This is a genomic window from Butyrivibrio sp. CB08 (assembly GCF_003625485.1).
GTDB lineage: Bacteria > Bacillota > Clostridia > Lachnospirales > Lachnospiraceae > Butyrivibrio.
This window is the reverse complement of record NZ_RAIR01000004.1, coordinates 155,431-177,615: the sequence shown is the minus strand read 5'-3', so window position 1 is coordinate 177,615 and position 22,185 is coordinate 155,431. Positions and strand designations below refer to the sequence as shown.

At 45.6% G+C, this 22,185-nt stretch carries 20 protein-coding genes; 19 read left to right on the top strand and 1 reads right to left on the bottom strand.

Annotation, left to right across the window (positions count from 1 at the left end; all coding sequences use genetic code 11):
- Positions 1-54: 54 nt before the first annotated feature.
- From D6855_RS16695 to D6855_RS08840, 7 genes are all read left to right on the top strand, one after another.
- Positions 55-219, top strand: coding sequence for a hypothetical protein (locus D6855_RS16695; RefSeq protein ID WP_158589497.1), 165 nt, complete (start codon positions 55-57; stop codon positions 217-219).
- A 21-nt stretch (positions 220-240) separates the two neighbouring features.
- Positions 241-1,185 (top strand): hypothetical protein, encoded by a 945-nt coding sequence (locus D6855_RS08865; protein ID WP_120740147.1) that lies wholly within the window; start codon positions 241-243, stop codon positions 1,183-1,185.
- An 11-nt stretch (positions 1,186-1,196) separates the two neighbouring features.
- Positions 1,197-2,396 carry an endo-1,4-beta-xylanase gene (locus D6855_RS08860; RefSeq protein ID WP_120740145.1) on the top strand — a complete coding sequence of 400 codons (1,200 nt, stop codon included), beginning with the start codon at positions 1,197-1,199 and terminating at the stop codon, positions 2,394-2,396.
- Between the two features lie 15 nt (positions 2,397-2,411).
- Positions 2,412-3,233 carry a hypothetical protein gene (locus tag D6855_RS08855; RefSeq protein WP_120740143.1) on the top strand — a complete coding sequence of 274 codons (822 nt, stop codon included), beginning with the start codon at positions 2,412-2,414 and terminating at the stop codon, positions 3,231-3,233.
- Positions 3,230-3,718, top strand: a complete 489-nt coding sequence (gene msrA / locus D6855_RS08850) for a peptide-methionine (S)-S-oxide reductase MsrA (RefSeq protein ID WP_120740141.1) — start codon at positions 3,230-3,232, stop codon at positions 3,716-3,718. The genes D6855_RS08855 and msrA overlap by 4 nt, the downstream gene beginning before the upstream one ends.
- A gap of 185 nt (positions 3,719-3,903) precedes the next feature.
- Positions 3,904-4,947, top strand: a complete 1,044-nt coding sequence (locus D6855_RS08845; protein ID WP_120740402.1) for an SPFH domain-containing protein — start codon at positions 3,904-3,906, stop codon at positions 4,945-4,947.
- 1 nt (position 4,948) lies between these two features.
- The gene (locus D6855_RS08840) at positions 4,949-5,146 is read left to right on the top strand and encodes a PTS ascorbate transporter subunit IIC (RefSeq protein ID WP_120740139.1); all 198 of its coding nucleotides are present in this window, start codon (positions 4,949-4,951) and stop codon (positions 5,144-5,146) included.
- 53 nt (positions 5,147-5,199) lie between these two features.
- Here the strand turns inward: D6855_RS08840 and D6855_RS08835 are convergent, their stop codons facing one another.
- Positions 5,200-6,087, bottom strand: coding sequence for an AraC family transcriptional regulator (locus D6855_RS08835; protein ID WP_158589496.1), 888 nt, complete (start codon positions 6,085-6,087; stop codon positions 5,200-5,202).
- Positions 6,088-6,258: 171 nt separating this feature from the next.
- Between D6855_RS08835 and D6855_RS08830 the strand changes: the two genes are divergently transcribed.
- The 12 genes from D6855_RS08830 (at position 6,259) to uvrB (ending at position 22,175) form a co-directional block, all read left to right on the top strand.
- Entirely contained in the window at positions 6,259-8,457 is a 2,199-nt protein-coding gene (locus D6855_RS08830; RefSeq protein ID WP_120740135.1) for an alpha-galactosidase, read from the top strand.
- Between the two features lie 147 nt (positions 8,458-8,604).
- Positions 8,605-9,954 (top strand): ABC transporter substrate-binding protein, encoded by a 1,350-nt coding sequence (locus D6855_RS08825; RefSeq protein WP_120740134.1) that lies wholly within the window; start codon positions 8,605-8,607, stop codon positions 9,952-9,954.
- Between the two features lie 109 nt (positions 9,955-10,063).
- Entirely contained in the window at positions 10,064-10,951 is an 888-nt protein-coding gene (locus tag D6855_RS08820) for a sugar ABC transporter permease (RefSeq protein ID WP_330546909.1), read from the top strand.
- Between the two features lie 14 nt (positions 10,952-10,965).
- Entirely contained in the window at positions 10,966-11,790 is an 825-nt protein-coding gene (locus tag D6855_RS08815; RefSeq protein WP_120740130.1) for a carbohydrate ABC transporter permease, read from the top strand.
- Positions 11,791-11,814: 24 nt separating this feature from the next.
- Positions 11,815-13,899 (top strand): glycoside hydrolase family 36 protein, encoded by a 2,085-nt coding sequence (locus D6855_RS08810; protein ID WP_243111848.1) that lies wholly within the window; start codon positions 11,815-11,817, stop codon positions 13,897-13,899.
- A 21-nt stretch (positions 13,900-13,920) separates the two neighbouring features.
- On the top strand, positions 13,921-14,922 hold the full coding sequence (locus D6855_RS08805) for a LacI family DNA-binding transcriptional regulator (protein WP_120740128.1): 1,002 nt from the start codon (positions 13,921-13,923) through the stop codon (positions 14,920-14,922).
- 103 nt (positions 14,923-15,025) lie between these two features.
- Positions 15,026-15,481, top strand: coding sequence for an RbsD/FucU family protein (locus tag D6855_RS08800; RefSeq protein WP_120740126.1), 456 nt, complete (start codon positions 15,026-15,028; stop codon positions 15,479-15,481).
- A 39-nt stretch (positions 15,482-15,520) separates the two neighbouring features.
- Positions 15,521-16,594: a zinc-dependent alcohol dehydrogenase family protein gene (locus D6855_RS08795; protein ID WP_120740124.1), complete on the top strand. Its 1,074-nt coding sequence runs from the start codon at positions 15,521-15,523 to the stop codon at positions 16,592-16,594.
- A 1-nt stretch (position 16,595) separates the two neighbouring features.
- Positions 16,596-17,582: an aldo/keto reductase family protein gene (locus tag D6855_RS08790; RefSeq protein ID WP_120740122.1), complete on the top strand. Its 987-nt coding sequence runs from the start codon at positions 16,596-16,598 to the stop codon at positions 17,580-17,582.
- Positions 17,583-17,673: 91 nt separating this feature from the next.
- Entirely contained in the window at positions 17,674-18,387 is a 714-nt protein-coding gene (locus tag D6855_RS08785) for a metallophosphoesterase (protein ID WP_120740120.1), read from the top strand.
- A gap of 157 nt (positions 18,388-18,544) precedes the next feature.
- Complete coding sequence (locus D6855_RS17040; RefSeq protein ID WP_120740118.1) at positions 18,545-20,056, top strand: methyl-accepting chemotaxis protein; 1,512 nt, start codon at positions 18,545-18,547, stop codon at positions 20,054-20,056.
- 124 nt (positions 20,057-20,180) lie between these two features.
- Entirely contained in the window at positions 20,181-22,175 is a 1,995-nt protein-coding gene (gene uvrB, locus D6855_RS08775) for an excinuclease ABC subunit UvrB (protein WP_120740116.1), read from the top strand.
- The last annotated feature ends 10 nt before the right edge of the window (positions 22,176-22,185 follow it).

The following is a 22,185-nucleotide window of genomic DNA, read 5'->3' as shown; positions in this document are numbered from 1 at the left end:
GATTTCTCCTATAATGTAATGAGTTGGGAAAAATAGCATTTAGGGGGATAGAATATGGCAAAAACAGATCGTGATCAGAACATGCAGGTAACTGAAAATGCAAAAGAAATGCCTGTTAGGCACAAGACTTTGGAAGAACGTGCTAGCGAGTACGGGGATGAATTAAAGGTGAACGGAGAGTTTGACTGGGGAGAGCCTGTGGGGCGCGAGATTTGGTAAGGTCAAATTTGGGGAGAGAGTATGTTTGGGAGAGTTTTGACTATAGTACAGATCGTTATCGGACTGATAATGACAGTATTGAATACGGTCTTTGGGGTTCAGTTCTATGGGGAGTGGGAAATAAATCCGGAGCATTTTGGACCGAATACTCTGAGTAGTGAGTACTACGTGTATGATGGACCAAACGCTGACGGGAAAGATAATCAGGTAGTAAATCTCTATGACATAAGAACCGGGGAAACAAAAGAGATATTTAAGGTAGATGGCGAGCAGGAGCGTGTCACCAGAACCTACACTGATGGCAAGCAGGTGAAGTTCATGGTCTATGATGGCGAAGATGTTCTTCAGTACACTTACGACCCTAAGACGGGAACCATGACCAGCGAAGAGTTCGTCACTGATTCTAAAACATGGTACATCCTGGACACAGAAGCCAGTATCACGCTGGATGATGGCAGAGAAGTGTATTTTAAAAAGAGATTTGGCGACAGTGAGCTTATGTATTCCACAAATGGCGAGGACTTTGAGGCTATCGAAGGAACAGACCTTGCGAGAAAGTCTGGAATATACAGCGATCAGATGATATACGTGGATGGTGTGATCTACGGCGCGTTCACTGAGATAAAGGGAATTCTATGTGGCCCTCAGATGTATATATCGCCTTTCGAGGCTGATGTAGATGATATAAGGTCTGACAGACTTTTTTCCTTTGACCCCAAGACCAAAGAATTCAAAACCCTTTATTTTTCTAAGGGTGGCAAGACAAGGGTTATCGGTTATCGCTACGGATATGTATATCTCTGGAAAAAGAACAAGATCTACAAGCAGAATCTGACAAAGGGTAAGAAAGCAAAAATCTATAAGATTCAGGCAACAGAAAATGTTAGACTAAGTTGGGCCGGGGATGTGTTGATCATCTTTGATGAGAATAATAACGTGGTAGAAACAACGATTAAGGCAGAGTAAAGGGGATGCATATGGGTATAGCACATAGGAAAGTAAGCAAGAAGATCCGTTTTGTAGATGGGCAGGGTAATCCCATCGTAAACAAGAAGGTTTCGGTTAAGCAGACAAACCATGAGTTTTTGTTTGGCTGCGGGGCTTTTGATTTTATGCCTTATGTTCAAAATGGTGATGAAGAACATAAGAAGATAACTGACAGCTGGCTTGAGATCTTTAACTATGCGACACTTCCGTTTTACTGGGGCAATTTTGAGCCGGAAGAGGGCAAGCCAAATACTGACATCCTCATGAAGACTGCGCAGTACATAAACAGCAAGGGTGCCAGGGTGAAGGGACATCCTCTTTGCTGGCACACAGTATGCGCTGACTGGCTTATGAAATATGACAACGCCACAATCCTTCAGAAGCAGCTTGAGAGAATCGACCGCGAAGTCAAGGGATTTAAGGGCGTTATTGATATGTGGGACGTTATCAACGAAGTGGTCATCATGCCAATCTTTGATAAGTACGACAACGCCATCACAAGAATCTGCAAGGAAAAGGGAAGAGTTGGCCTGATCAAGGAAGTGTTTGAGAGGGCTCACGCTGACAATCCGGACGCAGTCCTTCTTCTTAACGACTTTAATACTTCCATCAATTATGAGATACTTATCGATGGATGTCTTAATGCAGGTGTTCCTATAAGCGCCATAGGTATCCAGTCCCACCAGCACCAGGGCTACTGGGGAAAAGAGAAACTGGAAGAGGTACTTGATAGATTTTCCCACTTTGGTCTTCCTATTCATTTCACTGAGAATACTCTGATCTCAGGCGATATCATGCCAGCACATATCGTTGATCTCAACGACTGGCAGGTAGATGAGTGGCCTTCAACCCCTGAAGGGGAACAGCGTCAGGCAAAAGAGATCGAGGAGATGTACAGGATACTCTTTGAGCATCCTCTGGTAGAAGCCATCACCACCTGGGATTTTAAGGACGGAGCATGGCTCAAGGCACCAAGCGGATTTCTTCGTTTGGACAATAGCAAAAAGCCATCATTCGATATGCTTAAAAAGCTTGTAAAAGAAGAGTGGTGGACTGATACTGAAATTACAACAGATGAAAATGGGTGGGCAAACGTAGAAGCTTTCAAGGGTGACTACGAACTTAGCTGCGATGGCAAGGCAGCTTCAGCCAAGCTCATTGATGATAAAGAAATAGTAGTTACTTTATAACTGGAGACGGATTAAATGTGGCTTGAAGCGTTAAAGAAAAAGCTTTTAAAGGGAAGCAAGATCACTACAGTAAGCTTTTTACATTACATAAGGCTCTTTTACCGAAGCGTGATATTTGTTGTGCTCCTTGTCTGCTATATTGTAGACAGGGTTCATGGAAAAGAGACAATCCTTACGAGGATGGAGAGCATTCCTGCGGTTTTGTGGATTGTTTGGGCGGTCTTTGTTCTTGAGATGATATTCAGATTCTTCCCTTCAAAGACGGAGAGTCCTGGATGCCAGAAACAGTTTGCAAGAAATTATATCAAGTCAGGTAAGACAGATATCAAGATACAGGACAATAACGCATCAATGCTGGTACTCCTCATATGGATCTCTTTTAATCTGGTATTTGGTGCTCTGCATATGAAGGGAATCTTCGATGATGGAATAATGATACTTCTTTGCAGTGCATATTCTGTATGTGACGTTATCTGCATCCTGTTCTTCTGCCCTTTCCAGAGCTGGTTTATGAAGAACAAGTGCTGCAGTACCTGCAGGATCTACAACTGGGATTACGCCATGATGTTCACGCCGCTTTTCTTTGTATCTAAGACCTACACCTGGACACTTCTGGCACTGTCAGTCATTCTGGTTATCCGCTGGGAGATCACTTTCTATCGCCACCCGGAGCGCTTTTCAGAAAACACCAATGACTATCTGAAGTGTGCCAACTGTAATGAGAAGCTCTGTGCCCATAAGGATCAGCTTCAGAGCCTGTGGAAGCAGATAGAGGCTTATACAGCAAAACGCAAGAGCCAGCTTGAAAAAGAATCAGAAACAGGAGATTTGAAATGATAAAGGAAGCATATTTTGCTGGGGGATGCTTTTGGTGCGTTACTCCAATCTACAAGATGTACGGAGTAGACCAGGTAATCTGTGGCTACGCAGGAGGAGATGAAGTCAATCCCACCTATGAGCAGGTAAAGCACCAGGAGACAGGACACAGAGAGACAATAAAGCTTGTTTATGATGACGAGAAGGTATCTTATAACAGGCTCCTTGATATCTACTTCGCCAACGTGGATCCATATGACGGCGAGGGACAGTTTATCGACAAGGGATTTTCCTATACGCTAGCTATCTTCTATATGTCAGAAGAGGAGCTGCAGATAGCAAAAGAAAAGCTGACAGCCCTCGAACAGTCATCAGGTAAAAAGACGGAAGTAGCTCTTTTGCCCTACAAGAACTTCTATGAGGCAGAGGAATATCATCAGGACTACTACCTCAAAAACCCTGAAGCTTTTGAAAAAGAGCTTATAGAATCAGGCAGAAAGAAATAAGAATTTTAGGCTACCCAAGACCTTATGTCCTGGGTAGTTTTTTATTGCGCAAAAAAGAATGTTGACAAAATGATAGAAAATGATATCATAATGATATCAAAACAAATTACATCGCCTTATGACATCAATGAAGGCCGCAGCAGCGGCCGGCAGACACAAATGGAGGAACAGTCATGAACGAAAATATTAAAGAAAAGGTAATCAGTGGACACAAAAACGGGATCGCAATGATGATCCTCACAATAGCACTTTATGTACTGGCGTTCTTTACAGTACTGGCAGGTGGCATCATAATGGACGAGGGCCAGGAATTTAGCACAATTCTCTTTATCGCAGCTATCCTGTATCTGGCATTTGGATGGATCCTTTTCCTTGGCCTTAAGGTTCTTAAGCCAGGTGAGGCTCTTGTGCTTACCCTGTTCGGTAAATATGTAGGAACCCTTAAGGGCGACGGATTCTTCTTTGTAAATCCATTCTGCACAGCATTTAATCCTGCAGCAGACACCAAGCTTGGACAGAGCGGAGATATCTCTGATGGTAAGAAGAGCGGCCTTTCAGGAATCGTTGTAAGCGGTGGCCAGATTGGAACAACAGGCGAGCTCAAGGCAGGCCCTAGCAAGAAGATCTCCCTTAAGGTTATGACTCTTAGCAATTCCAAGCAGAAGGTAAACGACATCCTTGGTAATCCTGTAGAGATCGCAGTTGCTGTTATGTGGAAGGTTACAGATACAGCCAAGGCAGTATTTACAGTAGACAACTACAAAGAGTACTTATCACTTCAGTGCGACTCTGCAGTTAGAAACGTAGTTAAGCTCTATCCATATGACATCACTGAAAACGTTGACACAACTGGTGATGGACAGGCAGACGATGGCAGCCTTCGTGGTTCAACAGAGGTTGTTGCTGGCAAGATCAGAGAGGAGATCCAGTCCAAGGTTGAAGGTGCTGGTATCGAGATCGTTGACGCAAGGATCACATATCTAGCTTATGCTCCTGAGATCGCAGCAGCAATGCTTCAGAGGCAGCAGGCTTCAGCAGTAGTAGATGCAAGAAAGCTCATCGTTGATGGTGCTGTTGGAATGGTTGAGATGGCACTTGAGAGACTTAATGAAAAAGAAATTGTTCAGCTGGACGAGGAACGCAAGGCAGCGATGGTTTCAAACCTCCTCGTAGTTCTGTGTGGCAATCACGACGCACAGCCAATAGTTAACTCAGGAAGCCTCTACTGATATGGCAGATAAAAAACAGGTTCCGCTTCGATTAAACGCGAAGTTATACGATGCAATTGCTGCCTGGGCTGAGGATGACTTCAGATCGATAAACGGACAGATAGAATATCTTTTAACTGAATGTGTCAAGCAGCGCAAGAAGGACGGCAAATATGTCTCAAAGAACCTTGACGAGCCGCCAGAGCTTGATATCAAATGACAAAAACAGCCGGGTGAGAGATCGCCCGGCTGAACTTATATTCAAAGAAAATATCAGGATTTTGGAGACAGAATATTGGCTCTTGCAATACCCAGCATTCCCGTAGCTATGCTGTAATCTATTCCCTTACAGGAAGATGGTGACTGGTGGAAGTGTCTCTTAAAGGCCTTGGAAAAAGTAAATGTATCAGTGTAGCCCACAGCTTCTGCAATCTCGGCTACACTGAGTTTGTTTTCTGACAAAAGCTTTATTGCCATCTTCATCCTGTAGGTAAGAAGATATTCCTGAAGAGAGTATCCGGTGGCCTCTTTAAAGAGCCTTGTCAGGTAGCTTCTGTTAAGCCCCAGGGAAATGGCGATATTTTCAATCTTAACGTGCTCGGAGTACTTGAGCTGAATGTATGAGATCACGTTCTTAACGTACAGCAGGGAACTATCGTAGTCATCTTCCTGCTTCGCTTTAGAATTCTCGATCATGTAATCGCATATTTTATAAAGGGTTCCAACGCAGTAGTACTGGCGGGTGTAGTTATCCAGAATATCCTTAGCCAGGGCCTCGATCTTGTCTGCGCATGCCACGGGAGTATATACGGGATGAGATGGGGTAAGGCCTGCCTCCTTCAGGATAAGAGGGATCTTGGGGCCTCCTATGTGGAACCAGATATATTCCCATGGCTCCTCAGCATCTGCCTGGTAGAAGGTTCTGGTATCCTGAGGGATCAGGAATATCTGGTGAGGACCTACGTCATACTGCTTGCCATTTAACCGCAGTATCCCCTTTCCGTTTAAGACAAAGTGGATGATGATACGATTTTTAACAAGATGTTCGTATGAATACAATGGCTCGCACTTATTGGTGCCCATTTCATATAGGTAAAAATCGTCAGAATCCTCATAATTAACGAATTTACAAAAATCACATCCAAGAAGTTCCTGAGGCATAGAATTCCCTCCCATGTCAAAATGTTACTTTAGATTATAATGCAAATGTCAAATTTTGACATCAAAAAATCAAAAAAAGCCATTATTTTTGTAATGGGTGGGAGATAAACTTAAAATGTCTTTATCTGATTGCGAACAGAAACTATTAACTACTGATGAAAGGGTATACAAATGAATATAATTTGGAATAAAACATCCAGGCAGTTTCATTTGTATAACGACCAGATCAGCTATATCATTGCGGTTGCCCCATCCGGGGAGCTTAGCAATATCTATTTTGGCAAGCGCATCAGGGAGAGGGATGATTTCTCCTATGTGATCTTCAGAAACGGAATGCCAAACATAGCGGTAGATGCTGATACTGAGAGTTATTCAATGGAACTCAACCGTCAGGAATACCCTTCCTTCGGAACGACGGATTTTGGGGCATCTGCCTTCGAGGTGGAGCAGTCAAACGGATCCAGGGTTAGCTCTTTTGTATATAAGAGCCACAGCATATTCCCTGGGAAAAGAGCTATCACAGGCCTTCCAGCTACTTATGCAGCTGAAGATGAGGCCAAAACCTTAGAGGTTGAGCTTGTAGATGAACAGGCCCAGATGACTCTTTTGCTGTCCTACACCATTTTTGAAAAATACCCGGTAGTCGCAAGACACGCGGAGTTTAAGAACACTGGAAGCACAAAGGTTAAGCTCACAAAAGCGCTTTCCTGCTGCATAGATCTCCCGGATCAGGACTATGAGATGGTTCAGTTTGCAGGAGCATGGGCAAGGGAGAGGATCCCTGAAGTCAGAAAGCTCACAGGCGGAACCACATCCATAGAGTCAAAGCGCGGTGTTTCCAGTGCTAACTTCAATCCGTTCATGATCATCAAGAGACCAAACACTGATGATTTTGCTGGAGATGCCTTTGGATTCTCCTTTGTGTACAGTGGTAATTTCCTTGCTGCTGCTGAGGGCAATACCTACGGAAGGCTCAGGATCCTGATGGGTATCAATCCTGAGAGGTTCACCTGGGTATTAAAGGAAGGAGAGACCTTTGAAACACCAGAGGTTGTCATAGCCTACACAAGTACAGGCCTTAACAGCCTTAGCCAGACTTACCACAGGCTCTACAATAACAACCTGGTAAGAGGCAAATGGAAGAACAAGCCAAGGCCAATCCTTAACAACAACTGGGAAGCAACCTTTATGGACTTCACCGAGGACAGTATCCTTAAGATCGCTGCCAAGGCCAAGGAAGCAGGCGTTGAGCTCTTCGTTCTTGATGACGGATGGTTTGGCGAAAGAAATGATGACTTTGCAGGCCTGGGTGACTGGGTAGAGAACCCAGCCAAGCTCCCGCAGGGAATGGCTGGACTTGCCAGAAAGATCGAAGCCATGGGCCTTAAGTTTGGTTTCTGGATCGAGCCTGAAATGGTGAACCCAAACAGCAACCTCTTTAGAAGGCATCCTGAGTGGGTGCTGGCTGTTCCAGGAAGGAAATCTTCACTTGGAAGACATCAGCTGGTGCTTGATTTCTCCAGGGAAGAGGTAGTCGATTATATTTACAACATGCTTTATAAAGTAATAAATGGCGCATCCATCAGCTATATCAAGTGGGACATGAATCGTCCGCTTACTGAAGTTTTCAGTAATGGATGCCCGGCGCAGGAGCAGGGAATGGTATACCACAAGTACATACTTGGTGTGTACAGCCTCTACTCAAGGCTTATCGAAGCCTTTCCGGATATCCTGTTTGAATCCTGTTCATCAGGAGGAAACAGGTTTGATGCAGGAATGCTCTACTACGCGCCACAGGCATGGTGCTCAGATAACACTGACGCCATTGACAGACTGAGGATCCAGTATGGCTCATCCTACGGATATCCAATAGTATCCATCGGATCCCATGTATCTGCGGTACCAAACCAGCAGACAGGAAGGACCACTTCCATAGCGACAAGGGCCAATGTGGCATACTTTGGAACCTTTGGCTACGAGCTTGACCTCAACGAGATATCTGATAAGGAGTTCGATGAGGTTAAGAGCCAGATCGAGTTCATGAAGGAGCACAGAGAGCTTATCCAGTATGGCGATTTCTACAGGCTCAGATCCCCGTTTGAGACTGATCAGACCGCATGGATGGTGGTTTCAGAGGACAGGAAAAGAGCTATCGTTGGATTTTACTGCATGAGATCAAATGTCAATACGTTACCTGGATTTTTAAAACTTGCAGGTCTTGACCCGGATACCCTTTACCGGATGGAAGGCAAAGAGTATTATGGCGATGAGCTCATGAATATGGGCATTACGCTATCAGAGTTCTATAAAAAAGGATTCACAATTTCGGAAGATTTCGCATCATTTGTAACAGTTATTGACGCAATTTAATCTATGTCATATCACAAAATGACATCAAAACGACACAAACTAACATACACATTACATGCCTGATTGTTTATGATTAAACTGCAATCAGGGGAAGGCTATCAAAATAACGTATAGTCAGAGAACAGTATTGTATCAGGAGGGAAAAAGATGAAAAAGAAAGTACTTGCGATCTTATTAAGCGCACTTACCGCAGCTTCAGTTATTGGTTGTGGCGGATCAGCTCCTGCAGAGACACCTGCAGCTGAGACTCCAGCAGCCGAGGCTCCAGCAGCAGAAGCTCCAGCAGCAGAGGAAGCTGCACCAGAGAGCATCGGAAGCAGTGTTGAGGGTGAACTTTCAGTAACAATATGGGATGAGGGCCAGAGACCCGGACTTCAGCAGATAGTTGACGAGTGGAGCGCACAGTCAGGCGTTAAGGCTACTATTCAGGTAGTAGACTGGAACAACTACTGGACACTTCTTGAAGCAGGCGCAACAGGCGGCGAGCTTCCAGACGTATTCTGGATGCACTCAAACGTTGCACAGAAGTACATGGAGAACGATCAGCTCCTTGATCTTACAGACCTTATCGCAGCAAGCGACAAGATCGATCTTAATAACTACTACGAAGGCATCGTTAAGCTTTACCAGTCAAATGGCAAGCAGTACGCAGTACCAAAGGATATCGATACAATCGCTCTTTGGTACAACAAGACCATCTTCGATGAGATGGGCGTAGCTTACCCAGATGACACATGGACATGGAAAGACTTCGCAGAAAATGCTAAGAAGCTTACAAATGCTGATCACTGGGGATATGCAATTGCTCCAGGTAACAACCAGGAAGGTTACTACAACACAATCTATTCTTACGGCGGATACGTAATCAGCGACGACAAGAAGACATCTGGTATGGATGATCCTAAGACCATCGAAGCAGTTAAGCTCTTCACAGATATGATCGCTGAGGGTTCCTGCCCAGATCTTGCAACTGTTTCTGAGACAGCTCCTAACGAGCTCCTTCAGGCAGGCAAGGTTGCTATGTCAATCAACGGTTCATGGATGCTCGCTGGTTATCGTGACAACGAGTACACAGCAGCAAACTGTGACGTAGCAGTTCTTCCATACACAAATGATCCTTCAGACCGTGTATCTATCTACAACGGACTTGGATGGGCAGCAGCAGCTAACACCAAGAACCCAGAAGCAGCATGGTCACTTATCGAGTACCTTACATCCAAGGAAGGCCAGCTTAAGCAGGCAGAGCTTGGTGTAACAATGTCAGCTTACATGGGAACATCAGATGCATGGGTTAACTCAGTTCCTGCATTCGACCTCAATGGTCACATGAAGATGCTTGATGCTAAGCTCGTATTCAGACCTTACTCAAGAGACACAACAGTTTGGGAAGACATGATGATCGAGAAGCTTCAGGATGCTTGGACAGGTGAGAAGCCTGTAGACGAAGTCTGCAAGGATATTGCAGCAGAGATGAACGCAGATCTTGCTGAAGAGTAATGATGAGTCCTACTACTTAAAATGGTAGAATAGAAGGGGTGCGCTCAGGGAAATGCTCCCTGGGCGCATTTTTAAAGTAACAGATTACAAACTTTTTAAGGAGATACCCGTGAATAAGAAGTTAACATCAAGACAGAAAAGTGAATTTATCTGGGGATGGCTGTTCATTCTTCCAACAATGCTCGGACTATTTGTGCTTAATATCTATCCGATGATCGATACGATCAAACAGAGCTTCTATAAGACGGGAGATTTTGGCAAGGGCAATAAATTCGTTGGTCTTGCAAATTACCAGAAGGTCCTTGGAGATGGTGAGATCTGGCAGACACTTTGGAACACAGCCAAGTATGCCATTGTTGAGGTTCCACTTTCGATTGTGATAGCTCTTTTGCTGGCAGTCCTGCTCAACAAAAAGCTCAAAGGAAGAGACGTTTTCAGAACCATCTTCTTCCTGCCAATGGTAGTTGCACCTGCAGCTATAGCCATGGTTTGGAAGTGGCTGTACAACTCAAATTTTGGTCTTATCAACAACGTGTTCCACATCAAGGTCAACTGGATATCTGATCCAAAGATAGCCATCTATTCCATAGCTGCCATCGGTATCTGGTCAGTTATTGGTTACAACATGGTTCTGTTCCTTGCGGGCCTTCAGGAGGTTCCCGGAGACTACTACGAGGCAGCCTCACTTGACGGCGCCAACGGATGGCATCAGCTGATAAACATAACCATTCCACTTATATCACCTACTATCTTCTTTGTGCTTGTCACAAGGATCATCGGAGCCATGCAGGTATTCGACCTTATCTACATGATGATCGACCTTAACAATCCCGCATGGAAAAAGACACAGTCCCTGGTATTTCTGTTCTACAAGTATTCCTTTGAACAGAGTAAGAAGGGATACGGTGCAACTGTTGTTGTAGTTCTTTTGGCTGTTATATTGCTGCTTACAATTGTGCAGCTCATAGGTCAGAAGAAATGGGTTCATTACGAGTAAGAAAGGAGGCAGTCATGAAAAGATCAGTAGCAAATATTTGCATCTATGTAGTTCTGATACTTGTATCTATCACAATGCTGGTACCTTTCCTATGGATGTTCCTTACGGCCTTTAAGACCACTGCAGAGACAATGCAGGTTGATCCATTCGTAATCGTGCCAAGAGTGTGGCAGACCCAGAATTTTGGAAATGTAGTCAAGGCCATGGATTTCGTAAGGCTTTATATAAACACACTTTTAATGGTGGCCCTCAGGATCCTCTTTGCGGTTCTTACCGCCACCCTCAGCGGATATGCATTTGCAAGACTTCAGTTTAATGGAAAGAACCTTATGTTTGCTGTAGTTCTTTTGCAGATGATGATCCCTGTTCAGATCTTCATCATTCCTCAGTACGTTATGGTCAGCAAGCTCCATCTCACAAACACTGTTTGGGGCCTTGTTTTCCCGGGTATCGTTTCAGCCTTTGGAACATTCCTTCTTCGTCAGGCTTATATGCAGCTTCCAAAGGACCTTGAGGAGGCAGCAAGACTGGATGGCTGCAACATTCCACAGACCTTTGTGTATATCATGTCACCCTTAACCAAGTCATCAATGGTGGCCCTTGGTATCTTCACAGCAGTGTTCGCATACAAGGATCTGATGTGGCCAATGATCGTCTGCCCTGACAACAGAGCAACTACACTGGCCAGTGCTCTTGCCAAGATGAACGGTCAGTACCAGCAAAAATACCCAGAGCTTATGATGGCAGCGCTTATTTCCTGCGTGCCAATGATCATTATCTACATCTTCTTCCAGAAGCAGTTCATCGAAGGCATCGCAACCTCTGGAGGAAAACTGTAATACATTTTTCGGGGAGCTTAGTAAATGAGTGACAAACAGGTGAAGATCATATCTCTTGGGGATATGAATGCGATATACGTAATATCTCCGGAGGGACTGGTTTCTTTTTCCATGGTTCCAGGAAATGCTGACGGGGCCAGGTGGGAAAAAGGAAGACCGGATCCCATGGTTCAGATATCCTGCCTTGGAGATTCTTCCTGCATTGGCTTCGCTGCAGGAATGACCAGGCACAACAGCGGTATGACCATGTCCTTTACCTATGTCTCTCAGGACGTTACTGAGACAGATCAGAGAAAAGAGATTACGACCACCCTTAAGTCTCCTGATGGAATGAGACTGGAGCACGTTGTCATCTACAAAAAAGGTTCCAGAGCTCTCCGTATTTTTACAAAAGTTTATAACGATTCAGATACAGATATCACTATTGAAGCCCTTTCTTCCATGAGCCTTTCTGGCATCACGCCCTTTGCCGGGGACGAAGCCACTGGAAGGCTCGTGCTTCACAGATTCAGAAGTCGCTGGAGCGCAGAGGGAAGGCATGCTCAGGACTCCATAGAAGACCTGATGCTTGAGCCCTCCTGGGCAAGATTTGGTGTTCGCTGCGAGAAGTTTGGAACTACAGGTTCTATGCCTATCCGCGGATACTTCCCATTTGCAGCAGTGGAAGATAAAGAGGCTGGTGTTATCTGGGCTATGACTTTGGCAGCATCCTCCTCATGGCAGATAGAGGCTGTCCGCATGGATGAGAATCTTTCAATCACCTGCGGAATAGCGGACTATGAGTTTGGTCACTGGAGAAAGGTTATCGAAGCCGGCAGTTCTTTTGCCACTCCGGAATGCTATGTGACAGTGGCAGCAGAGGACTTTGAGATGGTATGCGACAGACTCCTTGATGTTCAGAAAGATAAGCTTCTGGATAACCAGAGGGTAAAAGATCTTCCGCTTTTCTTTAACGAATACTGCACCACCTGGGGCGAACCCAGTGAGGAGAACATAGATAAGATCCTTGCTGTGATCAAGGGCAGGGGATACGACTACTTTGTCATTGATGCTGGCTGGTACGCTGATTCCGTCAAGGGCTGGCAGGACAACATGGGCGACTGGAGAGTTGCTTCTGACCTGTTCCCAAATGGATTAAAGAGCGTAGTTAAGAAGATAAACGACGCCGGCATGAAGGCGGGTATCTGGTTTGAGCTCGAAGTTGTGGGCAAGGATGCAGATGCAGTTACAGATACACCGCACCTTCTTACAAGGGATGGCAAGGTCATCATCTCAGGAACCAGAAGATTCTGGGACATGAGACAGAAGTGGGTTGAAGACTACCTTACTAAGAAGGTTATAGATTTCCTCAACGACAACGGATTTAAGTACATCAAGATAGATTACAACGACACCATTGGAATTGGATGTGACGGGGCTGAGAGCTACGGCGAAGGACTTCGCCAGTGTGTGGAAGCCACCAGGAAGTTCTATGAAAAGATAAGGCGAGAGGTTCCAGGAATTGCCATCGAAGTCTGCTCTTCAGGCGGACACAGGCTTGAACCAGGGTTCATGGAGCTGGCAGACTTCCTGTCATTTTCAGATGCCCACGAGGAAAAAGAGATCCCGGTTATCGCAGCAGATCTCCAGAGCTTGATTCTTCCGCAAAAGAGTCAGATCTGGTCAGTGCTTAGGGCATCAGACCCTCTAAAGAGGATTGCCTATTCCATAAGCGCCGGAATGTACGGAGCGCTGTGTATTTCTGGAGATGTGTTCGATCTTTCCAAGGAGCAGTGGGAAGTTACCGATGAGGGAACAGCGTTCTACAAGAAGGTATCTCCCATCATCGCAAATGGCGTGACCAGAATGTATGGACCATTCCAGACATCAAACAGAGCCCTTAAGGATTATCAGGCGTCCGTAAGATACGGAGATAATGGCAAGGCCCTTGCTATAGTTCATACCTTTGAGCATGAAGGTCCTCAGGAAATAGAGATACCTCTTGAAGAGGGATATGTGGTTGAAGACGTCTTCGAGGCGGAAGGGCACGATATCAGGATATCTGATTCCTGTTTGAAAATAGGATTTGACCAGGCTTTTGATGCTGTGGCAGTATTGTTAAGTAGATAGAAATTTGAGAGGAATACTTAGATGCCAGCCACAATTATTGATATCAAAGAGCGAACAGGATTATCCCTTGCTACTATTTCCAAGTACCTTAACGGCGGAAATGTTCTACCGGAAAACAGAGTAAAGATAGAAGCTGCCATAAAGGAGTTAAACTACGAGGTCAACGAGATCGCAAGAGGTCTTGTTACCAAAAAGACCAGGACCATTGGGATCATGGTTCACAGTGTGGACAGTCCATTCTGCGGACAGCTCCTGCATTTCCTTAGTGAGATTTTAAGGCGCCATGGATATGGGATACTTATCTGCGATTCCAACAACGACGAGGAGCAGGAGGAGCAGAATGTTAAACACCTTCTTGGCAGAAAGGTAGATGGCATCATCGTAATTCCTGTTTCAGAAACTGCTGCTTTTCTTGACTGTACCAGAAAGCGAAACGTTCCGGTCGTGCTTCTGGACAGAGCTCTCACCGATGGCTCTTTTGACTGCGTAAAGATCGATAACCGCGCGGCAGTGATAAATGCCATGGATGTCCTTCTTAGGAACAACCACAAAAAGATCGCCATAATAGCCTCCAAGAAGGAATACACAGGAAGAGAGCGCTACGAGGGATTTAAGCAGGCTATGAAGAAGGCCGGGGTCAAGGTAAATAAACAGTACGTTTGCCTTGGAAGTCATTCCCTTGCCTGGGGATACGAGAACATGAAAAAGCTTCTGGCACTTAGGGAGCGCCCAACAGCGGTGTTTACAGACAACTACGAGATAACCCTCGGAGCCATGATGGCAGTTAATGAATCAGGACTTAAGTGTCCTGAGGATATATCGATTCTGGGCTTTGATGACCAGATAATTTTCCACCTCATTAATCCACCGGTTTACATGGTGGAACAGCCACTTCAGGAGATGAGCGAAAAGGCAGTTGAAATGCTGCTTGGCCGCATAGACAGCGGGTCTTTAGATCAGCCAAAAGAGATATCTCTTGATACCAGGCTTATAGAGGGCAGCTCAGTTAAGAGCCTGCCCTGAGCATTAGCTCATATTTTTTTAGGGGAGAGCGAAACGTTTCGCTCTATCAAAAAAGTGAATTGGTGACTGGATTTCTTTTCCCGCCACAGAAAGGAGAAAGCAGATGTTAAAAGGAATTCCACCTATCCTGTCTCCGCAGCTTCTTAAGGTTTTGTGCGAGATGGGACACACAGATGAGATCACAATCGCAGACGGAAATTTCCCGGGACACTCCTTTGGAAAGCCGGTGATAAGGCTTGACGGACACGGAGTGCCGGAGATCCTGGATGCAATATTACAGGTATTTCCGCTGGATACGTACCCTGACAGAAACGAAGAGATGCATGCGCCCTGCGTACTTATGAGCCTTGAGCCAGGAGACGTAGGTAAGCTCGATACCCCCATCTGGGATGAGTACAAAAAAATAGTTGCAAAGTATGACGAGCGCGGAGCGGGAGCTTTTGAAGAGATCAACAAATGGAAGTTCTATGACCAGACCAGGGAGAAATCCTGCTGCGTCATCATGACCTCTGAAAAAGCACTGTACGCCAACATCATCCTGCGCAAGGGAGTTGTTTAAGAAGGAAACTGAAAAAGTATTGTAGGAAGGAGCAAAATTATGGCAGTAAAAATGAGAATGAAGGGAGCCATCCTGCCAGGTAATTCAACAGTAGAACTGAAGGAGTTTGAGGTTCCAACACCTGGATATGGACAGGTAGTAATTAAGACAAAGGCAACAACCATCTGCGGAAGTGACATCCGCTGTATTTACAGAGAGCACACAGGAAAAGGTGCAGAGGGCTACATTCCTGGAATGATCGCAGGTCACGAGCCCTGCGGACTTATCGTCGAGGAAGGCGAGGGCCTTAAGCGATTTAAGAAGGGTGACAGAGTCATCGTCTATCACATCTCCGGATGCGGCGTTTGTAATGACTGCCGCAGGGGCTACTATATTTCCTGCACCAGCAAGTTCCGCGCAGCTTACGGTTGGCAGAGAAACGGCGGTATGGGTGAGTACATCCTTGCTGATGAAAAAGACCTTATCGCACTTCCAGATGAGCTTACATACAAGGATGGAGCTCAGGTAGCATGCGGATTTGGAACTGTTTATGAAGCAATTGAAAAGATCGGTATCAGCGGAAATGACGCTGTTCTCGTTACAGGCCTTGGCCCTGTTGGTCTGGCTACACTTATGCTGTGCAAGGCTCTTGGTGCCAACCAGTTAATCGGCGTTGAGATGAACGACTACCGTATCGAGCTTGCCAAAAAGCTTGGCCTTGTGGACAACGTATTTAAGCCAGGAGATGACACCTTGGATAAGATCATGGAAGCAACCAAGGGAAGAGGAGTAGAAAAAGCTATCGACTGCTCAGCTTCAGACCCTGGAAGGCAGCTTGCAATAAGGGCTACACATTCCTATGGAAAGATCGCATTTGTAGGTGAAGGCGGAACCTGCAACTTTAACCCAAGTCCTGATATCATCCACGGCCAGAAGACCATCTATGGCTCATGGGTAACATCACTGTGGAGAATGGAAGAGCTGGTTGACAGACTGGTTCGCTGGGGCATTCATCCAGATGAGCTTATCACCCACGAGTTCTCAATCGATGAGGCAGGAGAAGCATACGCACTTATGGCTTCGGGCCAGTGCGGAAAGGTTGCAGTTGTATTTGGCGACCAGGAGGAAAAGTGAGATGAGTGAAACTATAGATATAACAAAAGTTCCGGTTCGGAAGCTCCACACCGGCGCTGTGATGCCTGCCATGGGACTTGGAACCTTCGGGTCTGACAAGTACTCCCCTGACCAGATATCAGAGGCAGTTTATGGCGCTGTAAAATCCGGCTACCGCATGCTGGACTGTGCATCAGTATATCAGAACGAGCACCAGATTGGAGAGGTGCTGGGACGCCTCTTTTCTGAGAATGTGGTATCAAGGGAAGAGCTCTTTATCACCTCCAAGGTATGGAACGACCAGCACCGCGAGGTTAGGAAGGCCTGCGAAAAGAGCCTTTCAGATCTTGGACTTTCCTACATAGACCTGTACTTTGTACACTGGCCTTTCCCAAATTACCACGCACCAGGCTGTGACGGCGATTCAAGAAATCCTGACTCAAAGCCCTTCTCAGTGGATGAGTTCATGGACACCTGGAAGCAGTGCGAGGAGCTTGTGGATGCAGGCCTTGTAAAGGCAATTGGAATGTCCAACATGACGATCTCAAAGCTTGAAGCTGTCCTTCCTCTTTGCAGGATTAAACCCGCTGCTCTTGAGATGGAGTGTCATCCCTCATTCCAGCAGCAGGACCTTTTCGACTACGCAGTAGCCCACGATATCGTTCCTATAGGCTTTTGCCCAATCGGCTCTCCGAGCCGCCCTGAGCGAGACAGAACCGCGGAGGATGTGGCAGATACAGAGCTTCCAGAGGTTGTGACCGTTGCCAAGAACCATGGCATCCACCCTGCAGTTGTATGCCTTAAGTGGGCAGTACAAAGGGGCATGTGTCCAATTCCATTTTCGGTGAAGGAGCCTCAGTACATCTCAAATCTTAAGTGCACCACTGTGGATCCTCTCACTGATGATGAGATGGAGCTCCTTAAAAAGGCAGAGAGAAACTGCCGCCTTGTTAAGGGCCAGGTATTCTTGTGGCCAGGAGCAGAGGACTGGCAGGAGCTGTGGCAGTGATAAAAGGGAATAATTAGCCGAAATTTGCTATACTTATCATGTTAAATAGTGGTAAGTATAGCATTCTTTTTTGTGGGAGATAAGGTGCAGAATGGGTAAGGTATTAGTAATTCCGGATGTACATTTAAAGCCCTGGATATTTGAACAGGCCGATGAAATAATGGTCAACACTGATTGCGAGAGGGCAGTATGCGTTGGTGATCTTGTGGATGACTGGAAGTGCCAGGGGGATGTGGATCTTTATGAGGAAACATTAGAGAGCGCCATTCGCTTTGCTAAAAAATATCCATCGACACTCTGGTGCTATGGAAACCATGACCTGGCTTATTTGTGGGATCAGTACGATCACCCTGGATATTCAATCATGGCGGCGGATATGGTCTGTGATATGTTCGAGGAACTGCGAGATTCTTTGGAATCTCCGGATAACCTTGCTATCATCCATAAACTTGATAATACGTTGTTCAGCCATGCAGGTCTTTCTTACGAGTTTGTGGAGAACCAGCTATACAATGAAATGGATGATCTTGAGGAAGTAATTGAGAGCGTTAATGGATATGGCGTCGATGTTCTGTGGGAGGTAAATTCACCAATTTGGGTAAGACCACAGTATGGAAATCTTGCAAAAGGAATGTATCCAAAGGATCTGTTTCAGGTGGTTGGTCATACTCCTGTAAGCGAGGTGCTTGAACAGGATAATATAATCACAGTGGATACATTTTCTACGTCTTCAGACGGCAGATATATTGGAAACAGAGAGTTCTGCTGGGTAGATACCGTGACAAAGGAATGGGGATACATATAATTTGAGAAGATATATTTGGGGTAAATAAATATACATTTTTATAAAAAGAAAATCTTTGACCATGTTGTGTTGTGCCTCATTAGTATAGTAAAATGAGGATTGGAGCACTGTTTTTAGTGCACAACTTCACAATTATTCATTCAAAGGAGGTTCGCTCATGTTTTTCAAGAAGGAAACAAGTAATGCTTCCCTGCTGGCCGCTATCGAAGGTGGCGACTTAGAAAACGTCCTTAAGGGCGGGAACCTGATAAGTGATGTGGAAGCTGTTTCAGAAAGCGAAAAAGAAGTGATCGATCTTATCAATGCTAAGGCTGCCCAGATAATGGAATATGCCAAAGGCGAGACCGACAAGCTTAACATGGTCAACGAAATAATCTGTTCCGGTATGTGGGAGATGTATTTCGACTCATCAAGCGGCGAGATCAACAAGGTTGTTTGGAGCGACGAATTCCGTAGAATGATTGGATACAGGGACAAGTCAGATTTCCCTAATACATTGGAAGCTTGGACTGACAAGCTGCATCCCGATGATAAAGAGATGGTTCTGTCAGAGTTTGGTGCAACTCTGCAGGACAGGACCAATACCAAGAAGTACGATGTCAATTACAGATTAAAGACAAGGTCTGGAGCGTACAGATGGTATCGCGCGGCTGGTAATCTTTCCAGAGATAAAAAGGGTGTTCCTGTGATCTTCATAGGAATCTTCATTGATATTACTGAGCAGATGGAGCAGGCGAGAAAGCTTGAGATCGAGACTCAGCGTCACGATGCTATTGATGGCACACTGTCAGAAGGTAGCTGGAGCATGAACGTTGTTGGAAGAGATCCTTCCAATCCAAATAATGCTTTCTGGTGGAGTCAGCAGTTTAGACGTCTCCTTGGATACAGGGATGAGAGCGACTTCCCTAACGTGCTCAATTCATGGAGTGACAGCCTCCATCCTGAAGACAAGCAGGCAGCTCTTGATGCTTTCAATAAGCATGTTAACGATTATTCTGGTCAGACACCATTTGATCTGGAATACAGGCTCAGACGAAAAGACGGAACTTACAGATGGTTTAGGGCCAATGGCGATACTGTAAGAGAGAGTGATGGAACACCTATAGTTGTTGCCGGATCCATTCTGGACATTACAGATGCCAAGAAGAATCAGGCAATTGAGAGCGAGATGAGGACCAGTGTAAACAACCTCACACAGGCTCTGTCAGAGATGACCAAGACCGTTGATCAGGCTACAAAAGACATGACTGAAGTAGCAAGTAAGCAGGCTGAGATCGTTCAGTCAACTGAGATAATCAATCAGTCTGTAGAAGCTTCTCTTAAGATCATCGACATCATCCAGGACATCGCTTCCCAGACAAACCTCCTGTCCCTGAATGCTTCTATTGAGGCTGCAAGAGCAGGTGACGCAGGTAAGGGATTTGCAGTTGTTGCTGAAGAAGTTGGAAGACTTGCACTTACCTCAACTAACACCAGTGAGGAGATCGCTACAACCCTTAACCACATGTCAGAGACTATAGGAATCATGGTTGAGAAGACAGTTGGTATCAACGAGAACATCACCTCACAGGGCGCAGCTATGGAAGAGATCAACGCTAACATCGAGGAACTCAGTGCTATGTCTGAGACCATCAACCAGATTTCTCAGGGAATTATTTCTGAGGAATAAATAGCCAAATATGTGGCCAAAATAGAACAATTGTTCGAAAAATGATATACTTTTTTAAATGAATCTGCTATACTTATCACGTTAACTAGTGGTAAGTATAGCTTTTTTATTTTGGAAAAGAGATATGGATAAATTTATACTTCACTCAGAATATAAGCCAACCGGCGATCAGCCACAGGCCATAGAAGCTCTGGTCAAGGGCTTTAAAGAGGGCAACCAGTTTGAGACCCTGCTTGGCGTAACAGGTTCTGGTAAGACATTCACCATGGCGAATGTCATAGCAGCTCTTAATAAGCCAACCCTGATCATCTCCCATAACAAGACGCTGGCAGGACAGCTCTATGGAGAGATGAAGGAGTTCTTCCCGGAGAACGCGGTTGAATATTTCGTATCATACTACGATTATTACCAGCCTGAGGCCTATGTGCCACAGACTGATACTTATATTGCCAAGGATTCATCTATCAACGATGAGATCGACAAGCTCAGACTCTCAGCTACTGCATCTCTTGCTGAGAGAAACGATGTCATCGTTGTAGCAAGTGTATCCTGCATTTATGGACTTGGTAGCCCTGAGGAGTTCAAGGGAATGTCTATCTCCCTTCGCCCGGGTATGCAAAAGGACAGAGATGAACTCATTAAGGACCTTATCGCAATTCAGTACGACCGCAATGACATGGAGCTTGGAAGATGTAACTTCAGAGTCCGTGGTGATACTGTAGAGATCTTCCCTGCAAACTGGGACGATTTCCTTATAAGGGTAGAGTTCTTTGGAGACGAGATCGACAGGATCACTCAAATCGAGCCTGTTACTGCAAGGATCCACTCTGAGCTTTCCCACGTCATGATCTATCCTGCATCCCACTACGTTGTTCCTCAGGACAAGATCAACAAGGCCTGTGACAACATTGAAAAAGAGCTGGAGGAACAGGTTAAGTTTTTCAAAGGAGAGGACAGGCTTATCGAGGCCCAGAGGATCTCTGAGAGAACCAACTTCGATGTTGAGATGATGAGGGAGACAGGCTTTTGCTCAGGTATCGAGAACTACTCAAGGCATCTTAACTTTGCAGCCCCGGGAGAGCCACCACTTACTCTCCTTGACTTCTTTGACAGAGATTTCCTCATCATTGTTGATGAGTCACATATGACAATACCTCAGGTTGGAGCTATGTATCACGGCGACAGGAGCAGGAAGCTTACCCTTGTGGACTACGGCTTCAGACTTCCATCAGCCTTGGATAACAGACCTCTTAACTTTGAGGAGTTTGAGGGACACATCGACCAGATGCTGTTCTGCTCTGCAACCCCTGGTAAATACGAGGAAGAACACGAACTGCTTCGTGCAGAGCAGGTAATAAGACCTACAGGACTTCTTGACCCTGAGGTTGACGTAAGGCCTGTTGAGGGTCAGATTGATGACCTCATTTCAGAAATCAGGAAGGTAGTGGATTCAGGCAACAAGGTTCTTGTCACAACCCTTACCAAGAGAATGGCGGAGGATCTAACCCAGTATCTGGCAGAGTCAGGCATCAGGGTCAAGTACCTTCACTCAGATATAGATACCCTTGAGAGATCAGAGATCATCAGGGATATGAGACTTGATGTCTTTGATGTACTGGTTGGAATCAACCTCCTTAGAGAGGGTCTGGACATTCCGGAGATATCCCTGGTTGCCATCATCGACGCTGATAAAGAGGGATTTCTTCGTTCAGAGACCTCCCTTATTCAGACCATCGGACGAGCTGCCCGTAACTCTGAGGGCCATGTTATAATGTACGCCGACAACATGACAGACTCCATGACTAAGGCCATCGAGGAGACCAAGCGCAGACGTGCCATCCAGCAGAAATATAACGATGAACATGGCATTACTCCTCAGACCATCAAGAAGGCAGTACGTGACCTTATCGCAGTAACTAAGGCCGTTGCCAAGGAAGAAGTCAAGTTCGAAAAGGATCCTGAATCCATGAGTGCAGATGAACTTGAGAAGCTCATCGGACAGGTTCAGAAGAAGATGAAGAGAGCAGCGACAGAGCTGGATTTCGAGAACGCTGCTATGCTTAGAGATCAGCTTATTGAACTTAAGAAGATATACAATGACTTAACGTCAGGAAAGTGAAATTATGACA